This window comes from Sphingomonas lutea, from assembly GCF_014396785.1.
Taxonomy (GTDB): domain Bacteria; phylum Pseudomonadota; class Alphaproteobacteria; order Sphingomonadales; family Sphingomonadaceae; genus Sphingomicrobium; species Sphingomicrobium luteum.
Map to the genome: position 1 here is coordinate 2,156,276 of NZ_CP060718.1, position 16,131 is coordinate 2,172,406.

The 16,131-nt window shown below is 64.2% G+C and carries 15 protein-coding genes, 2 tRNA genes and 1 pseudogene; 8 read left to right on the forward strand and 10 right to left on the reverse strand.

Annotation, left to right across the window (positions count from 1 at the left end; all coding sequences use genetic code 11):
- Nucleotides 1-30 precede the first annotated feature (30 nt).
- Nucleotides 31-3,240: a TonB-dependent receptor domain-containing protein gene (locus H9L13_RS11140; RefSeq protein WP_187537759.1), complete on the reverse strand. Its 3,210-nt coding sequence runs from the start codon at nt 3,238-3,240 to the stop codon at nt 31-33.
- Between the two features lie 193 nt (nt 3,241-3,433).
- The gene (locus H9L13_RS11145; protein WP_187537760.1) at nt 3,434-3,838 is read right to left on the reverse strand and encodes a BlaI/MecI/CopY family transcriptional regulator; all 405 of its coding nucleotides are present in this window, start codon (nt 3,836-3,838) and stop codon (nt 3,434-3,436) included.
- A 121-nt stretch (nt 3,839-3,959) separates the two neighbouring features.
- Between H9L13_RS11145 and H9L13_RS11150 the strand changes: the two genes are divergently transcribed.
- On the forward strand, nt 3,960-4,433 hold the full coding sequence (locus tag H9L13_RS11150) for a BlaI/MecI/CopY family transcriptional regulator (protein ID WP_187537761.1): 474 nt from the start codon (nt 3,960-3,962) through the stop codon (nt 4,431-4,433).
- Between the two features lie 317 nt (nt 4,434-4,750).
- Here H9L13_RS11150 and H9L13_RS11155 read toward each other — a convergent pair.
- The 3 genes from H9L13_RS11155 to H9L13_RS11165 form a co-directional block, all read right to left on the reverse strand.
- Nucleotides 4,751-4,826: transfer RNA gene (locus H9L13_RS11155), tRNA-Glu, on the reverse strand.
- Nucleotides 4,827-4,892: 66 nt separating this feature from the next.
- Nucleotides 4,893-5,195: a hypothetical protein gene (locus tag H9L13_RS11160; RefSeq protein WP_187537762.1), complete on the reverse strand. Its 303-nt coding sequence runs from the start codon at nt 5,193-5,195 to the stop codon at nt 4,893-4,895.
- Between the two features lie 39 nt (nt 5,196-5,234).
- The gene (locus H9L13_RS11165; protein ID WP_235090951.1) at nt 5,235-5,738 is read right to left on the reverse strand and encodes a DNA-deoxyinosine glycosylase; all 504 of its coding nucleotides are present in this window, start codon (nt 5,736-5,738) and stop codon (nt 5,235-5,237) included.
- Nucleotides 5,739-5,763: 25 nt separating this feature from the next.
- Between H9L13_RS11165 and H9L13_RS11170 the strand changes: the two are divergent.
- Nucleotides 5,764-6,932 (forward strand): annotated as a pseudogene (locus H9L13_RS11170) (glycosyltransferase family 4 protein).
- 3 nt (nt 6,933-6,935) lie between these two features.
- Here the strand turns inward: H9L13_RS11170 and H9L13_RS12845 are convergent.
- Together H9L13_RS12845 and H9L13_RS12850 are read right to left on the reverse strand one after the other, a co-directional pair.
- On the reverse strand, nt 6,936-7,127 hold the full coding sequence (locus H9L13_RS12845; RefSeq protein ID WP_244954809.1) for a hypothetical protein: 192 nt from the start codon (nt 7,125-7,127) through the stop codon (nt 6,936-6,938).
- Nucleotides 7,124-7,627 carry a PadR family transcriptional regulator gene (locus H9L13_RS12850; RefSeq protein ID WP_244954810.1) on the reverse strand — a complete coding sequence of 168 codons (504 nt, stop codon included), beginning with the start codon at nt 7,625-7,627 and terminating at the stop codon, nt 7,124-7,126. The genes H9L13_RS12845 and H9L13_RS12850 overlap by 4 nt, the downstream gene beginning before the upstream one ends.
- Nucleotides 7,628-7,726: 99 nt before the next feature.
- Between H9L13_RS12850 and H9L13_RS11180 the strand changes: the two genes are divergently transcribed.
- The 6 genes from H9L13_RS11180 to H9L13_RS11205 all read left to right on the forward strand — a co-directional run bounded on the left by H9L13_RS11180 (nt 7,727) and on the right by H9L13_RS11205 (nt 12,819).
- The gene (locus H9L13_RS11180) at nt 7,727-9,085 is read left to right on the forward strand and encodes a replication-associated recombination protein A (RefSeq protein ID WP_187537764.1); all 1,359 of its coding nucleotides are present in this window, start codon (nt 7,727-7,729) and stop codon (nt 9,083-9,085) included.
- A 12-nt stretch (nt 9,086-9,097) separates the two neighbouring features.
- On the forward strand, nt 9,098-10,423 hold the full coding sequence (locus H9L13_RS11185) for a mechanosensitive ion channel (protein ID WP_187537765.1): 1,326 nt from the start codon (nt 9,098-9,100) through the stop codon (nt 10,421-10,423).
- A complete protein-coding gene (locus tag H9L13_RS11190) occupies nt 10,420-11,274 on the forward strand; it encodes a hypothetical protein (protein ID WP_187537766.1) in 855 nt (284 codons plus the stop codon). The genes H9L13_RS11185 and H9L13_RS11190 overlap by 4 nt, the downstream gene beginning before the upstream one ends.
- Before the next feature lie 21 nt (nt 11,275-11,295).
- A tRNA-Thr gene (locus H9L13_RS11195) sits at nt 11,296-11,371 on the forward strand.
- Nucleotides 11,372-11,522: 151 nt separating this feature from the next.
- Entirely contained in the window at nt 11,523-12,140 is a 618-nt protein-coding gene (locus H9L13_RS11200; protein ID WP_187537767.1) for a TonB family protein, read from the forward strand.
- 64 nt (nt 12,141-12,204) lie between these two features.
- Complete coding sequence (locus H9L13_RS11205) at nt 12,205-12,819, forward strand: energy transducer TonB (RefSeq protein ID WP_235091337.1); 615 nt, start codon at nt 12,205-12,207, stop codon at nt 12,817-12,819.
- On the opposite strand, the gene xth is transcribed toward H9L13_RS11205, so the two are convergent.
- The 3 genes from xth to H9L13_RS11220 all read right to left on the reverse strand — a co-directional run bounded on the left by xth (nt 12,816) and on the right by H9L13_RS11220 (nt 16,091).
- A complete protein-coding gene (gene xth, locus H9L13_RS11210) occupies nt 12,816-13,589 on the reverse strand; it encodes an exodeoxyribonuclease III (RefSeq protein ID WP_187540379.1) in 774 nt (257 codons plus the stop codon). The genes H9L13_RS11205 and xth overlap by 4 nt on opposite strands.
- A 427-nt stretch (nt 13,590-14,016) precedes the next feature.
- A complete protein-coding gene (locus H9L13_RS11215) occupies nt 14,017-15,201 on the reverse strand; it encodes a threonine synthase (RefSeq protein WP_187537769.1) in 1,185 nt (394 codons plus the stop codon).
- Nucleotides 15,198-16,091 carry a cation diffusion facilitator family transporter gene (locus H9L13_RS11220; RefSeq protein ID WP_187537770.1) on the reverse strand — a complete coding sequence of 298 codons (894 nt, stop codon included), beginning with the start codon at nt 16,089-16,091 and terminating at the stop codon, nt 15,198-15,200. Before H9L13_RS11220 ends, H9L13_RS11215 begins: the two co-directional genes overlap by 4 nt.
- Between the last annotated feature and the right edge of the window lie 40 nt (nt 16,092-16,131).

Sequence of the window (16,131 nt, forward strand, 5' to 3'; positions counted from 1 at the left end):
TCCCCTTTTAACCAATTTCCGTTCGGCGTTCTAAAACTTGATCCGGGCCGCAGCACCGAAGCGACGTCCGAGGGAGTCGTAGGTTGCCGGGTAGGTGTTGCCCGAGTTGAACGCCGTGGTGCCGACCGAGTTACCGACGTCCGGCGGATCCTTGTCGAACAGGTTCTGGATGCTGAACGTGAAGTCAAAATTCTCGCTCACATTATACCGGGTCGACAGGTCGAAGTAGTGGTAGGTGGGGATCCGCGTATATTGTGCGTCGGTCACGCAGGCAGCCGCGTCGAAGCCGTCGAAGTCGGGACAACCCTGCTGCGCCACCGGCAAGGGATTGCCCGCTGCGTCGGTATTGGCCGCGATGGCGTCAGCGATCTCGGTCTCCAACTGGAGCGGCTCGTACTGCAGCTTGTGGATGTAACGCCACAGTAGCGAGATATCGACCTTGCCGAGCGACAGCGTGCTGCGCTGGCTGAAGGTGAATTCCGGGTTCGGAGAACCGCCACCAAAGCCGCAGTTCGCGCTGTAATAGCCAACGCACTCGCGATTGATCGAGGTCGGCGTTGCCTGGAACTTGCTGCTGCGCGTCCAGTTGCCAGCGAAGCTGAGGTTGATGCGCGCGGGCGAACCGATCAGCGTGCCGAGGCTGCGCCGATAGTTGGCCACAAGATCGACACCGTCGGTCTCGATCTTGCCGAGGTTCGACAACACACCGAACAGGCCCGGGGTGGTCGTCGGATCACCCGACAGCGAGCCCGTCGCCGGGTTGCGCTGAATGACCGTACACGCCGGGCTGGACGGATCCAGCGTGTCGAAGCACGCATCGAGCAGGTCGCCCGTGGTCGGCGTCGTAACCGCCTCGTTCACCCGAATGTTGTAATAGTCGATGGTCGCATCGAAGCCCGGCAGGAAGCTGGGGCGAACGACCGCGCCCAACGTCCAGGTCTTGGCGGTCTCCGGACGGAGGAACGGATTGCCGCCGCCGGTGATGTTGACCTGGCCAGCCGCTGGCGGCGGGATCGACCCGATGAACGACGGATCGGCGCCCTGCGCAATACAGACCGCGGCAAGTGCCGGGTTGGTCAGAGGCGCCGCACCCTGACACGGGTCGGTCGCGAGGTTCGTCAGCACCGTGTTCACCGGCGAGAAGAGCTCGTTGATGTTGGGAGCACGAACCGCGCGATTGAAGTTACCGCGGATCTTGAGATCGCGAACCGGCGCCCAGCTGCCAGCCACTTTCCAAGTGGTCGTGTTGAACTTCGGCGCGCCCGCGATGTCGATCGTGTAGTGCGACCGGCGGATACCTGCTTCCAGCTGGAGTTCCTGGATGAACGGACGGTCGGAGACGAGCGGCGCGATGACTTCGGCGAAGCCTTCGTACACGTCGAACTGACCGGTGATGTCCGGCGATGCGCCGCCCGAACCGCCAAGGTCACCGGCGCGAGCCAGGGCATCGGCGCGGGTGTTGGCGTAATCCTTGCGATACTCACCGCCGACGGCGAATGAGATCGGCTGGTCGGACCACAATTGCACCGGCGTGTCGCCATTGATCGTGGCGCGCGCCTGCGTGCGCTTGTTGTTGTTCGCGGTCTGCGATTCATCCGAGATGTAATCGAAGCCTTCGGGAGTCAGCGTGCCGGGGCCACCGAAGAAGTTGACCGGAACGCAGCCCGCCTGCGAGCTGGTGCCCGTGCCCGTGGTCACGTTGAAATTGGCATTCGGCGCCAGACAGGTGTCGGGGTTCGAGGCAAACACTGCGGCGCGGATGCGAGAGTTGAGCGCATAGCCTTGGATTGTCTGCGTGCGCTTGCTGAACCCGCGCGAAGCCCAGACGTCCCAGCCGATCTCATTAGTGATGTCGCCGCGGGCGCCGACGCGGAAGTCGAACACTTGCGTGTTGTAGCTGCTGACGCGCGGTCCAAGTTCGGTCGCACGACGCGACAGGTTGACACGTGCCACCGCAAAGTTCGGATCCGTCGGCGTCAGAGCCGCGGTCGCAGCGGCGCAAGTGATGCCGAGCGACTCCAGGGTCTGGATGCCTGCCGCCGCACCGAAGTCGGCGCGGGTGCAGAGAATGGCGCGTTGATCCGCGCTCAGGAACGGATTGCTGAGTGGAACCGCGACGGCGATGTTGAACGCACCCGACGGCGCGATGATCGTGTCGACCGTGTTGTTCGAATAGAGGCCGCGGGCATAGACCGTGATCGCTTCCGACACGTCATAGTGGCCGGCCGAATAGAGGTTGTAGCGCTTGAACGGCGTCTGGAACGCGTTGTACGGGGCGAAGTTGAACGGACGGTCGGCGGCCGCAAACGACGTGCCGTCGTCGGTGACCTGGACATTGGTGGTGGCCCCGGCGGTGCCGACGGGTACGCACACGCCCTCATTCGGCGCGACGGCCGGACACAGGCCGAAGATGGTGGACGGGGTCGCGGTCGGCGAACCGAGCAGGGCCGGGTTGGGCGACTGCGAGTTGAACGCAAACTGCGACAGCGGGCGATCGCCACCCTGATAGACGGGGTCCGATTCCTGGTAACCAATGCCGATCACCGCATTGCCGCGGCCATCGTCGAAGTTGGCGCCGATGGTCAGATCGCCGCGCAGATAGTGGCCGTCACCGCGCTCGGTGATCTGGTTGGAAACACCCAGCTCCATGCCCGCGAAGTCGCTGCGGGTGATGAAGTTGACGACACCCGACACGGCATCGGCGCCGTAGGTGGTCGACGCACCGCCGGTCAGCGAGTCGACCCGGTCGACCAGCGCCAGCGGGATGTTGTTCAAGTCGGTCGTGCCCGCAAGGTTGGTCGGGACAAGCCGGACGCCGTCGAGCAGGACCAGGTTACGGTTGACGCCGATGCCGCGCAGGTTGACGAACGACGCACCAGCGTTGCCGTTGTTGACGTTCGAGCCGATGCTCGAGGCCGCGCCCGGAATGGTACGCAGAACTTCTTCGGCGACGTTCGTCTGCCGAAGCTGCATTTCTTCCTGGCCAATGACGTTGACCGGGGCCGAGGCAACAAGGTTTGGGTTACGAATGAGCGTACCGGTGACGACGATCTCTTCCGCGCTGGTCGGCTCGGCCGGTGCGGCGGTCTCGTTGGTCTGGACACCAGCTTCCGGATTTTCGTCCGAAGCGGGCGCAGCGCCCTCAGCCGGGTTCGCTTGCGCATAGGCCGGCGCAGCCAGCACCATGCCCGCAATCACGGTGGTCGCCAGCAGCGATCCCTTGAAATTCACCAGTCCCATTTTGTTCCCCTTAGTGGATCGACTCGAACCAAGTGCGGCCTGTGCAGATTCGCGGAATCCGCAGCCTGCCCATGCCGCTACACGACCCGTGGATTAGTTCGATTCGCACGCATTGACCACCCGGGGGAGAACGGAAGATGATGTGCGTGGCATTTTGGTCACAGATTGGTGACAGGGAGGGGATGGGCCTGGTTTAGGCGCTGCTTGATGACGGTCGCTGCGCGATCCGCATAGCCGCGATCAAGGCGTTCTCGGCCGAACCGGCGAAGTCGCCATCGATCATGCTCATCAGCGCGGCGGTGCGGACCTGCGGGGTCAGGATCGCAGGAAGATAAGTGATCTCGGCATGGCGGCCGCTTCGGCGCCGCCTGATCAAGCCCTTGCGCACCATTCGCGAGAGCAGTGTTCGGATTCCGTAAATTGTCACATCGTCGTCGATCGTCTCGTGGATTTCTCGCAGTGTCACGGCCCCCCGTTCGTACACGATCTCCGCAATCTGACGCATCCGCGGGGCGAGCGCGCGAATTTCCAGAGGCCATCGCGTCGCATCATCACGACGGTCGAACCGCCCGTCTTCGCCAGGATCAACTTCTTGCATGCGGCCCGTTTTAGTACTGTTCGAACTCTGTGTCTAATGGGTGCCGGCCACACATGCGGTTGCCCCGCACCATAAAACTGATTATCACTTGTTAGTACGTTTCGTACCTATTGGAGTGAACATGGGCAGTCTTGGCAGACTCGTTCCCGCCGACCAGGCGCCGTTCGACATCGATCAGCTGTTCCCGCGGGAGCGCGAAATCGCCCTGTTCGTTTACGCGCATGGCTGCGTGACGGCGAAGGATGTCGAAGCGGCGGTCGGCAGCCTGACCAACGCGGCCGTCCGATCGATGCTGAACCGCCTCGTCCGGAAAGGCTTGATTACCCGTCAGGAACTGAAAGCTCCGAACCCCTTCGTCTACGGTCCAGCCTTGACCGAAGTCAGCGCGCAAGAACGCGCGATTCGTCAATGTGCCGACGATTTTTTCGACGGCTCGGTGGATGCCGTCGCGGCTGCCCTTGCCGATGTCTACGCGTCCCGAAGCAGCAGGCCCAAGGCTGCCACGACGCTGAAGCCTCCCGTGCCTTTTCCAAGAAAAGCGAATCAGGCCCGGCCGCTCGGCGATCCGGCCTTCCCTCTCGCCGCCGGATTTTGAGCGCTCGCAGGCGCCCACCCACTGCTCAATATAGTCCCGGTTTCCGCTTCTTCAGCTTGGCCGCGTAACTCTTTGACCCGCAGCCGCAGGAGCCGGACATTGGCGAGCGCTCGTCGGGATCATGATCGCGCACATCGGCGCCGAAGTCCGCGCCGCGATCACCTTTCTGCGGATTACACTCCGACAGCTCACCCTCCCGTTTACATCGCCGCCAACCATCGCTGGCCGGGGCGTGTCACACGGGATTTTAAACAGTCGAGCGAGCTACAACCGTAACGCCAATTTCGACAAAAGTTACCATGCGCGCTACGAACGGTTGGTGACCCCTACGGGACTCGAACCCGTGTTTTCGCCGTGAGAGGGCGACGTCCTAGACCGCTAGACGAAGGGGCCGCTCAGGCGGCGGCGCGCCATATGTGGCCTGACCGCCGCCTAGTCAATCAAGCGAACAGGTAAGGCTCAACCTTCGCGCTCGCGTTCGCTGAGGAAGCGCATCAGTTCGGCGAGCGTGCTTTCCATCTGGTCCTGCATCTGCGTGACCAGTTCGTTCTCGCGCATCCCGACATGATCGAGCGGCTTCGAGTAACTGTCGGAAAAGGCTTGCAGGTCGGCGCGGTCGAACACCCCGCGCGCGACGAGCTTTGCGAGGATCACCAATAGCCCATTGGTGTTCGCGATCGTGCCGGCAACCAGCGCCTCGTCGATCATCGACAGGCTTTTGTCGCCGTCATCCTGATCGGTTTCATCTTCGGTTTCACGCATCGCTGCGATCATTCCCAGCTACGGGCTTTTCGCGCAAGGTTACGTCGCCCGCAAAGTGAATTCGCCTAGCCTGGACCAGGCTGCAGCTTTTTCATCGAAAGGGCGGGTGTTGGCAGCGCTTGAAGATGGCAGATCGAGGAGCGTCACGCCGGGTCGCGGCGCGCCGATGATCTTCCTGCCGACGCGGGCCGCGGTGGCACCGTTGAATGCAATCGCGCAAATGTCCGGGTAGTCGGTCGTCAAATGCGCAAATTGGTTATGCTCGGCTTCCTGGATTGCCTGATCCAGGCTTCCGCTACGCCGTGCGGAAGCAATCACATCCCACAAGCCGACGCCGTGCTGTTTGAGCCGCTCAATACGCGCAGGATATTCCAGCGCGTGCAGGGGCTCGCTCAGCGCATGTTCCAGCAGCCGCCAGAACTGGTTGGTTGGGTGCGCATAATATTGCCGGGCGGCTAGCGACGCGTCCCCGGGGAGGCTGCCGAGGATGAACAGGCGCGCATCCCGGCGAGCGACTGGCGGAAGACCATATTTGACGCTCACCGCGAAACCCCTACAGCGCAGCGCCGTGCAGCCCAGCGACCTCCGCATCGCCCTCTTTTCGGGCAATTACAACTACGTGCTCGACGGGGCCAACCTGTCGCTGAACCGGCTTGTCGGCTACCTCCTCAGCCAGGGCGCGCAGGTCCGGGTCTATTCTCCGACCGTCGACGAGCCTGCGTTCGAACCGACCGGAGATCTGGTGAGCATCCCGTCGGCGCCGATCCCGCTGCGACCCGAATATCGCTTCCCGCTGGCGCTGACATCGCGCGTGCGCCGCGACCTCGAAGCTTTCCGCCCAACGTCCTACACGTTTCCAGCCCCGACGTCGTTTCGCACCGCGCGATCAGTTGGGCGCGCAATCGCAAGATCGCTGCCGTGGCCAGCGTCCATACACGGTTCGATACCTATCTCGCTTATTATCACCTGCAATGGCTGGAGCCGGTGGCGCGCGCCATCATGCGCCGCTTCTACCGCCGGTGCGATGCCATCATGGCCCCCGCCGAATCGACTGCCGCCGTGCTTCGCGCGCAGCGCATGAATCGCGACATCACCATCTGGGCCCGCGGCATCGACCGCGACCGCTTCAATCCGGAACGCCGCGACCTGGGGTGGCGCCGGGACCTTGGCATTGCCGATGATGAAATGGTCGTCGCCTTCCTTGGTCGGACGGTGATGGAAAAAGGGCTCGATGTTTTCGCTGATGCAATCCACGAGCTCGAGGCTCGCAAGGTAGCGCATCGCGTGCTGGTCATCGGCGACGGCCCAGCGCGTCCTTGGTTCCAGCAACAATTGCCGGACGCGATTTTCCTTGGCCAACGCACCGGCGAGGAGCTGGCGGTTGCACTCGCGAGCGCCGACGTTCTTCTCAATCCGTCCATCACCGAGTCCTTCGGCAACGTCACGCTGGAGGCGCTGGCCTGCGCCCGGCCAGTGGTTGCTGCCGACTCCACGGGCGCGTCGAACCTCGTGCGCGACGGAGAGAGCGGCATTCTGGTCGAGCCGACCGATATTGAAGGCTTCGCCGACGCCCTTGAAGCTTATGCCCGCAACGCCGAGCTGCGCGCCCGCCACGGTGCCGCCGGCCTCGCCTTCGCGCAGACCATGGACTGGGACCGCATAAACGCGGCGGTCATCCGCACCTATTTGCGCGCGATTGCCAAGCGCGAGCGGCTGGCGCGAATGACGGGCCGATAGTCCCTATTTGATGCGCTCGATCCGCTGGGCGGCTTCATCGAGGATCGTCGCTATTTCGTGCAGCAGGTCCTCGTCCAGCCCGTCGCGGCTGATGCGGTGGGAAAGCGCGGTCATGACATTCTTGACTGCACGGCCGAGTACGGGACCCGCACTTTGCGACTGGGTCGGCGCCAGCTCTTCCAGCCGCTCGATCAACCCCTCGACTTCCGCCTCGCGCTCTTCCAGGTGCGTGCGGCCCTCGGTGGTGACCTGGAAGGGTTTTCTTGCGCCCTCCCCGCGGCTTCCTCGATCAAGCCCATGTCCTGGAGCAGGGTCAACGTCGGATAGACGACGCCGGGGCTCGGCGCATATTCGCCACCGGTCATTTCCTCGATCGCACGAATGAGGTCGTAGCCGTGGCGCGGCTCGTCGGCGACAAGCTTGAGCAGGACGAGGCGCAGCTCGCCGGAATCGAACATCCGGCCGCGCCGTCGCCCGCCGCCACCGCGTCCGCGGCGGCTGCCGAACATATCGTAGTCACCGAAATCGAAGTGGAATGGCCCCCAGTTCCGGCTCCAGCGACCGCTGGCGAACAGGCGCCGCAGATCTTCGAAGTTGAATGATCGCGCGCCGCGGCTGTCGATCGGCGGGATGGGCGGGATCGGGGGAATGGGCGGAACGAAGGAATGGTCGTGATGACGACGGCGGTGCGACATGAAGCCCTCCTTTTTCGATGTGTCTAAGATATATCTTAGTTGCATCTTGCGCAAGTGAGGCGATGGAAAGTCTTGCGGCACGTTTCTATGATGATGACGATGTCCGATCTTTTCGCCGACCAGGAACTGCCCGATCTGCCGCGCGAGGAGACGAATGCCGCCGCGCCGCTTGCCGAGAAGCTGCGGCCGCAATCCTTGGGCGATGTCGTCGGGCAGGACCATCTAACCGGTTCCGAAGGGGCGATCGGTCGCATGGTCGCGGCCGGGAAACTCGCCTCAATGATCCTGTGGGGGCCGCCTGGCACGGGCAAGACCAGCATCGCTCGCTTGCTCGCCGATGCGGTCGGCCTGCGCTTCGTCGCCATCTCCGCCGTCTTCTCGGGCGTCGCCGATCTTAAGAAGCTCTTTGCCGAAGCCCGGACCGCCGCCCGCGCCGGACAACAGACCTTGCTGTTCGTGGATGAGATCCATCGCTTCAACCGTGCCCAGCAGGACGGCTTCCTGCCCTTTGTCGAGGACGGGACGGTGACATTGGTCGGCGCGACGACCGAAAATCCGAGCTTCGAGCTCAACGCCGCCTTGTTGTCGCGTTGCCAGGTGCTCATCCTCCGCCGCCTCGACCATTCCGCACTGGAGGAGCTGGTGCAGCGCGCGGAGCGCATCGAAGCGCGTGGGCTTCCCGTCACCGCCGAAGCTCGCGAGGCCCTTATCGCCAGCGCCGACGGCGACGGGCGCTTCCTTCTTAACCAGGTCGAGACCTTGTTCTCGGTCGAGATCACGACGCCACTTGCCCCAGCCGAGCTAACCGAGCTGCTGCACCGGCGCGTTCCCGTCTACGACAAGGACCGCGAAGGCCATTACAACCTCATTTCCGCGCTCCACAAAAGCATTCGCGGCTCCGACCCGCAGGCGGCGCTTTACTATCTGGCACGGATGCTCGTTGCGGGCGAAGAGCCGCTGTACCTGCTGCGCCGGCTGACCCGCGCGGCCGTCGAGGACGTCGGCATGGCAGACCCCAATGCCCTTACTCAATGCCTCGCGGCCAAGGACATGTACGATTTCCTCGGCTCGCCCGAGGGCGAGATCGGGATCGCGCAAGCCTGCATCTATCTTGCCACCGCGCCCAAATCGAACGCCACCTACAAGGCGCAAAAGGCGGCGTGGCGAAGCGCACGCGAGACCGGGTCACTGGCCCCGCCGGCGCACATCCTCAATGCTCCGACACGCCTTATGAAGGACATCGGTTACGGCAAGGGCTATGCTTATGATCACGACGCCGACGAAGGATTTTCAGGCCAGGATTATTGGCCGGAGGACATGACGCCGCAGCTTTTCTACCAGCCGACCGAGCGCGGGCTAGAGGCGCGAATCCGCGAGCGGCTGAATTATTGGGACCAGCTCCGACAGCAATTGCAACAATCCCCTGGGGACGCGGGTTTGGAGCGCAGGGACGAGTAAAGGGGAACGAAAATGTATCAGATCGATCAGAGCGCCTATTGGCAGGCGCAGGCGATGAATTGGGGCCCGCGCATCCTCATCGCTATCCTTATCCTGATCGCGACTTGGGCAGTGGCCCGCGCCGTCAAATGGGCGCTTCAGAAGGCCATCGCCCGCACGCCCGCGCTGCAGAAGCATACGCCCGGCAATCAGCATGAGACGGTCGGCCACCAGCTCGGCACGATTGCCAAGCTGATCGTTTGGCTCGTCGGCATCATGGCCGCACTCAGCTTCCTCGGCATTGGTCAGATCCTCGCGCCCATCAACGCGCTGACGCTCGACATCTTCAATTTCCTGCCGCGGCTGATCGGCGCCGGGCTGATTTTCTTCATCGGCCTGATCGTTGCGCGGATTGTTCGCCAGCTGGTGGAAACACTGATTGGCGCTGCCAATGTCGAGGGCTTTTTGGCGCGGACCGGCGTTGTTGGAAACTCGGCTGCCACGGCGACCGAGGCGGGCGCAACCGGCAAGACGGTCCCGACCTCCTATCGGGCAAGCATCGCCAAGGCCGTGGGCATTGTCGTTTTCGCCTTGATCATCATCCCCGTATCGATCGCGGCGCTGCAGGTGTTGGGCATCGAGGCCATTTCCGGCCCTGCAATCAACATGCTCAATCAGATTCTTGCAGCCATCCCGCGGATCATCAGCGCCGCACTTTGGATCGGCATTGCCTTCGTCCTTGCCCGCTTCGTCAAGAGCATCATCGAGGCGGTATTGCCCGCGACGGGATTCGACGACGCCATTCGCTCGACGGGCGTCGTCCCGGGTACCGCCAATCCGTCGCGCATCGTCGGCACGGTGGCACTGATTGCCATCATCCTGGCCGCATCGATCGAGGCGGCCAAGCAGCTCGGTGGCGGGACGATCGCGATGTTCCTGGCCCAGGTCACGGAGCTTGGCGGCAAGGTCATCTTCGGCACGCTGATCATCGTCGTCGGAGTTTTCCTTGCGCGGATCGTCGCCAATCTGGTCGGCAGCGGCACGGGCGAAGGCGGCTACGCCCAGACCATTGTCCGCTACGCGATCGTCGCCTTGTTCACAGCCATCGGCCTGACTTTCATGGGCTTGGCGGATGCCATCGTGATGATGGCCTTCGGGCTGATCCTGGGCTCGGCCGCGGTCGCGACGGCGCTCGCGTTCGGCCTTGGCGGGCGCGATGCCGCGGCACGCTTCCTCGAACGGAAGGCGGACAAGGCCGGGACGATCCCGCCGCCCGCCCCGCCCGCCCCTCCCCGCTCGCGCGCCGCGAGCAACGCGGCCACCGGCGGCACTGAGAATAGCCAGCCCCCGCTCGTGTGAGCGACCGCTTCGCGGCCTTCGTCGCGATCGACTGGTCGGGCGCAAAGGGCCGCCGGCATAAGGGCATCGCCATCGCCGAGGCGCGTGGCGATGCCGCGCCGCGCCTGGTTCGCCCCGGCCACGTCTGGTCGCGCGAGGAGGTTGCGGACTGGCTGATAAGGCGTGCCGCGCGCGAGCCGACCTTGTTCGGCTTCGACTTCAGCTTCGCCCCGCCGATCGTCGAGCATGGCGAATATCTTCTCGGCGAGCCCGATGTGCCAAGGACGGCGCGCGAATTCTGGGCCTATGTCGATGCGGTCGCGCCCGACGAAGACCTCGGCGCGGCGAGCTTTCTCGAGCAGGTCCATCGCAAGCATTTCTATTTCGGCATCGCCGACGGCGTGAAGGCGGATTTCGTCCGCTTCCGGCAATGCGACGCCCGTCTCAATGCGCAGGGTGGGCGAAAAACCGCGAGCGCCTACGACGCCATCGGCGCCGCGCAGGTTGCCAAGGCGAGCTTCTCGGGCATGCGCCTGCTGCATCGGATCGACGGCAAGGTCGCGATCTTTCCGATGGACCCGCTTCCGGAGGCGGGGAGCGCCGTGGTCGAAATCTACACCCGCATCTATCTTCGCCGCGCGGGCATGAGCGGCGCAAAGCTGCGCACCCGCGGCGACCTCAACCGCGCTCTTGAGGGGCTGGACAGCCCGCCGACCCGTCTGCGCTTCGAGCCCAACGACCATCAGACCGACGCGCTCGTTACCGCGGCCGGGATGCGGGCGCTGACTCGGGCGGAGGCGAAGGCCTTCGCCCCCGACGGGCTGACGCCCGAGATTGCGCGGACCGAGGGCTGGACGTTCGGGGTGCTTTGACCCAAATGCGGTGCGGCACGGGCCGGATTAGCTCAGTTGGTAGAGCAGCGGTTTTGTAAACCGAAGGTCGCGGGTTCGAATCCTGCATCCGGCACCATCCGCGCAATCGATGGCGACCGCGTTCCCACATCGTGAAATAACCGTAACAAATTCGCGACTTGCGGCGTCTCGCACTCTGCGGCAAAGTAGTAGTAGCAGTCCATGCTCGGGGGCGGCTGCTAACTCGTTTGCAAGCCAGGGGGTGGCTTATGCTTATTCTATTCAGCGCGGTGGCGATGGCTGCCCAGGCGCCGGCGGCCGTCGTGGATGAGCCGATCTGGCAAATGCCGTCGGGCGAAATCATGTTTCGCGACTATCCGGTGCAAGCGATGGGCAAGACCGGGAACGTGGCTTTCCGCATGACCACCAGTGCCGAGGGCGATCCCCAGGCATGCGAAGTGACCAGGGGTAGTGGCAATGCCGTGCTGGATCGAGAAGCATGCCGGTCGCTGATGATGTATGCGAAGTTCAAGCCGATCAAGGTCAAGAACGGCATCCAGGTGGTCAAGGGCTTGGTGAGGTGGTCGCCTTCCGAAGCTGCCGCGGCGCTCGCCGCGATGCGCAATCCAAGGCAGGTCGTCGCCGCTTCCGCACCTCAACCGCGCAAGTTGCCGACGCCGCGCTGGGGCTGGAAGCGCCAGCCGAAGCTCGATCGCAATCTCGCCAACGAGAAAGTTGTCTGCAAGCGGGTGCCACGCGCGGGAACGCTGAGCGGATCCGAATATCGCTGCCGCGCGCCGGAAGCTTGGGCACGCTCAGAAGAGTCGGACGGTTTCTGGGGCGAGCTTCAGGGCCGCAAGGGCGCAGGCACCAACGCCGTTCGCTAAGGACGGCCTATCAGTCGGCGCCAACCCGCCGGCGCGTAAGCGTTAGGGAGTTCGTCACGTGAAAATGTTCGTCCTAGCACCGGTCGCCGGGGTCTTTCTGGCGAGCGCTGCTTCAGCGCAGTTTAGCCTGGAAGCCACGCCGGCGATCACCCAATCGACGTCGGGCGAGATCGTGTTTCGCGATTATCCCGGTCGCGCGCTGGCCGCGAACGAGCAGGGCAAGGTCGGCTTCGCGGTGAAGAGCGATGCCAAGGGCTTCCCGATGAGCTGCCAAATCACGAGCAGCAGCGGCTATCCGCTCCTGGACAGCGACACCTGCCGCCTTCTCATGGTCCATGCGACCTTCAAGCCGCTCGATGGCGCCGCGACCGAATTCGTCAACACCGGCGTCGTTAACTGGAAAATCGACCCTTGGCTGGTCGAGGCGCGCCAGCAGACGGCGACCAAGAAGAAACCCACCCCGCGCTGGGGCTGGTCGCGCAAGACCAAGGCGCCGAAGAATGTCGAATTGACGAGCGCTTCGGGCGAAACGCAGATTTGCAAGAAGGTGCCGCGCACCGGTAACCTCGCCGCGTTCGACCGCATCTGCCGGACCAAGGCCGACTGGGCGAAGACGAGCGAGCAGAACGGCTTCTGGGCCGACCAGCAAGGGCGCCGCGGCAGCAGCGTCACGCCCTAGGGCGCAAGCTCGACCCATGTTGGTGCGTGGTCGCTGGTCCGTTCCCATCCACGCGGGTCGCGGTCCACGCCGGCCTTCTTGAGCCTGGCCGCCAGAGGCGCGCTGAGCAGTGCGTGATCGATGCGGATGCCGGCGTCGCGCTCGAATGACTGCCGCCAGTAAGGCCAGAAGGTATAGATCCGCTCGTCCGGGTGGCGATCGCGTAACGCATCGGTCCAACCCTGGCCGACCAGCTTGGCGAATGCCGCCTTCGCCTGGGGCGCGAAGAGCGCGTCCTTTTTCCAGCGTTCGGGCTTGTATACGTCCATGTCGGTGGGAATGACGTTGAAATCGCCGATGAGCATCGTCGGCAGGCCGCTGGCGAGAAGATCGGCGGCGTGGGCCGAAAGCCGGTCGAGCCAGGCGAGCTTGTAATCGAACTTGGGTCCAGGCCACGGGTTGCCGTTAGGCGCGTAGAGATTGCCGATGATGAGTCCGCACACTGCCGCTTCGATGTAGCGGCTTTGGCTTGGGTCGGGATCGTCAGGAAGCGCCCGGCGCGTCTCGATGGGCTCGCCCACGCGCGAGAGGATAGCAACGCCGTTCCAGCGCGACTGGCCGTGCCAGATCGCGGCATAGCCGAGCTCGGCGATCGTCGCCGCCGGGAAAACTTCATCGGTGCACTTGAGTTCCTGCAGCGCGACGATGTCGGGTTGCGCCTCGGTCAGCCAGCGAATCAACACCGGCAAGCGCGTGTTGACGCCGTTGATGTTGTAGCTCGCGACCCGCAATGTCTTCGCTTTTGCCATCGCCGCACCAACCCGCGGAGCCCCAAATCGTTCGCCCGCTCCGAGTCGCGCGCTCGCCCACAGGCTTATCCACCGATTCGCCCCCCGTTTAGTGCGGGAGCTCTGCATTTAGCGCTGGACGCCCGGCCGATTCGCGCTAGGTTGCTCATGTGCTTCGGAGACTTCGGTCAAAGAAGCATGGAACCCCGGCAGCTTCGGTTGCCGGGGTTTACGCGTTTATGGGCCTGGAAATTTCTGGTGCCGGCCCCTCCTCCACATCGTCGCGCAGCCTTCGACATCCTCGCGCAAACCTCGTTCGTCCTGAGCGAAGCGCGCAGCGCGTAGTCGAAGGGCGCCTCGCGCAAACGTCCGAGGATCGCCCTCCGACTTCGCTCACCACGAACGGAGCTAGATACTCGCCAACTGAGAGTTAGAGCGCCCCCACCTCGGCTTCCGCCAGCGTCAGACGCTTTGACCGATCGGGAAGCGGATATTTGTTGCCGTTGGCGCAATTGAACAGAACGACTCGCTCATCGCTGCGGACCAGGCCTTGGTCGCGCGCCTGCCGCCATGCCGCGACCACCGCGCCACCCTCCGGACAGAGCAGAAAGCCGTCATCGCGCGCGACATCCTCGACCGACTGAAGGATTGCGTCTTCCGGCACGGCAATGGCCGCGCCCCCGCTGTCGCGCACTGCACGCAGGATGAGGAAATCGCCAACCGCCTTCGGCACGCGGATCCCGGTCGCGACCGTTGCGGCACCTTCCCAGCGCTCGGCAAACTCCTCGCCTCGCTCGAAAGCGCGGACGATGGGCGCGCAGCCTTCAGCCTGGACCGCATACATGCGCGGCCGCTCGGCACCGATCAGGCCCAGCGCTTCCAGCTCGTCAAACGCCTTCCACATGCCAATCAGGCCGGTGCCGCCGCCCGTAGGGTAGAAAATCGCATCGGGCAGCGTCCAGCCGAGCTGCTCCGCAAGCTCGAGGCCCATCACCTTCTTGCCCTCCAGGCGATAGGGTTCCTTGAGCGTCGAGCAGTCGAACCACAGGCCTTGCGCCGCGCCCTTCCCCACGAGCGCGCCGCACTCGTCGATCTGGCCATCGGCGACATAGACTCGCGCGCCGAAAGCCGCGGTTTCGGTAACGTTGATCGCGGGCGTTTCGGCCGGGCAGATGACGATCGTCTCGATCCCTGCCCTCGCGCCATAAGCGGCGAGCGCCGCCCCCGCATTGCCGTTGGTCGGCATCGCGATCCGCGCGATCCCGAACTGCCTGGCCATGGTCACCGCCATCGCCAGCCCGCGTGCCTTGAAGGAGCCGGTGGGCAACCGTCCCTCGTCCTTGACCAGCAAATTCGCCCCGCCGGTTCGCGGAAGCGCGATGAGCGGCGTCTCGCCTTCGCCCAGGCTAACCGGATCGCCGTCATGCGGCAGGATTTCGCGCCATTTCCACATGCCGGCGGGGCGCTGTCCGATGGCGTCGCGGGTGAGCTTCTCGCGCGCCCGGTCGAGATCGTAGCGGACGATCAGCGGCTTGCCGGCCCGCGACAGATTATGGATCTCGCCGGCGGCATAATGCTCATTGGTCAACGAACATTCGAGGTGCGTGACGTTCATCGGCAGTGGCTATCTTCCAAATGGGCGCGTTCGACCTGGATCGTGCAATGATCGATGTGAAAGCGGTCGTGGAGCATGCGCCGCGCGTTGGCGAGCAAGGCGTCCGTCGACGCCACCTCTGGCGCAACGAGGTGCGCGGTCAGGGCGGTCTCGGTGGTGCTCAACGGCCAGACGTGCAGGTCGTGCACGGTCTCGACGCCTTCGAGCCGTCCGAGCTCCAGCTCGACCTCGTCGAGGTCAATGCCCGCCGGAACCCCCATCAGAGACATCCCCACCGATTCACGCATCAAGCCGATGCTGCCCCACAGGATCACCGCCGCAACCGCGAGGCTCATCACTGGATCGACCCATGCCTGTCCGGTCCACAGGATGACGATGCCGGCGAAGACCACCGCGGCCGACACCGCGGCGTCGGCCGCCATATGCTGATAGGCGGCGCGGACATTGATGTCGCGCTTGCGGCCCCGCGCGAAAAGCAAGGCGGTGAGCAGGTTGCCGACAATCGCCAATGCAGCGATCCAGATCATCGTCGGTGCGTGCGCCGGCGCCGGATCGAACAGCCGCCGGATTGCTTCGGCGGCAATCGCGCCCACGGCGACCAGCAGCAGCAAGGCGTTGATCAACGCGGCGAGGATCGACGCTTTCTTGAGTCCATAGGTGAAGCGCGGCGAGGGCGACCGCCGCGCCATCCTTGCGCCCGCCCAGGCGACCACCAGGCTGAGGACGTCCGAAAGGTTGTGCCCGGCGTCGGCGAGCAGCGCCATCGAGCCGGAAATGAAGCCGAACACCGCCTCGACGACGACGATGGCGATATTGATCGCAATGCCGATCGCGAACGCACGGCTATAATCGTCGCCGGTATTATGATGATGGTTATGGCCTGCACCCATGGGGCGCGGGACCTAGCCCGTGCCGGACGGCGACTCAATC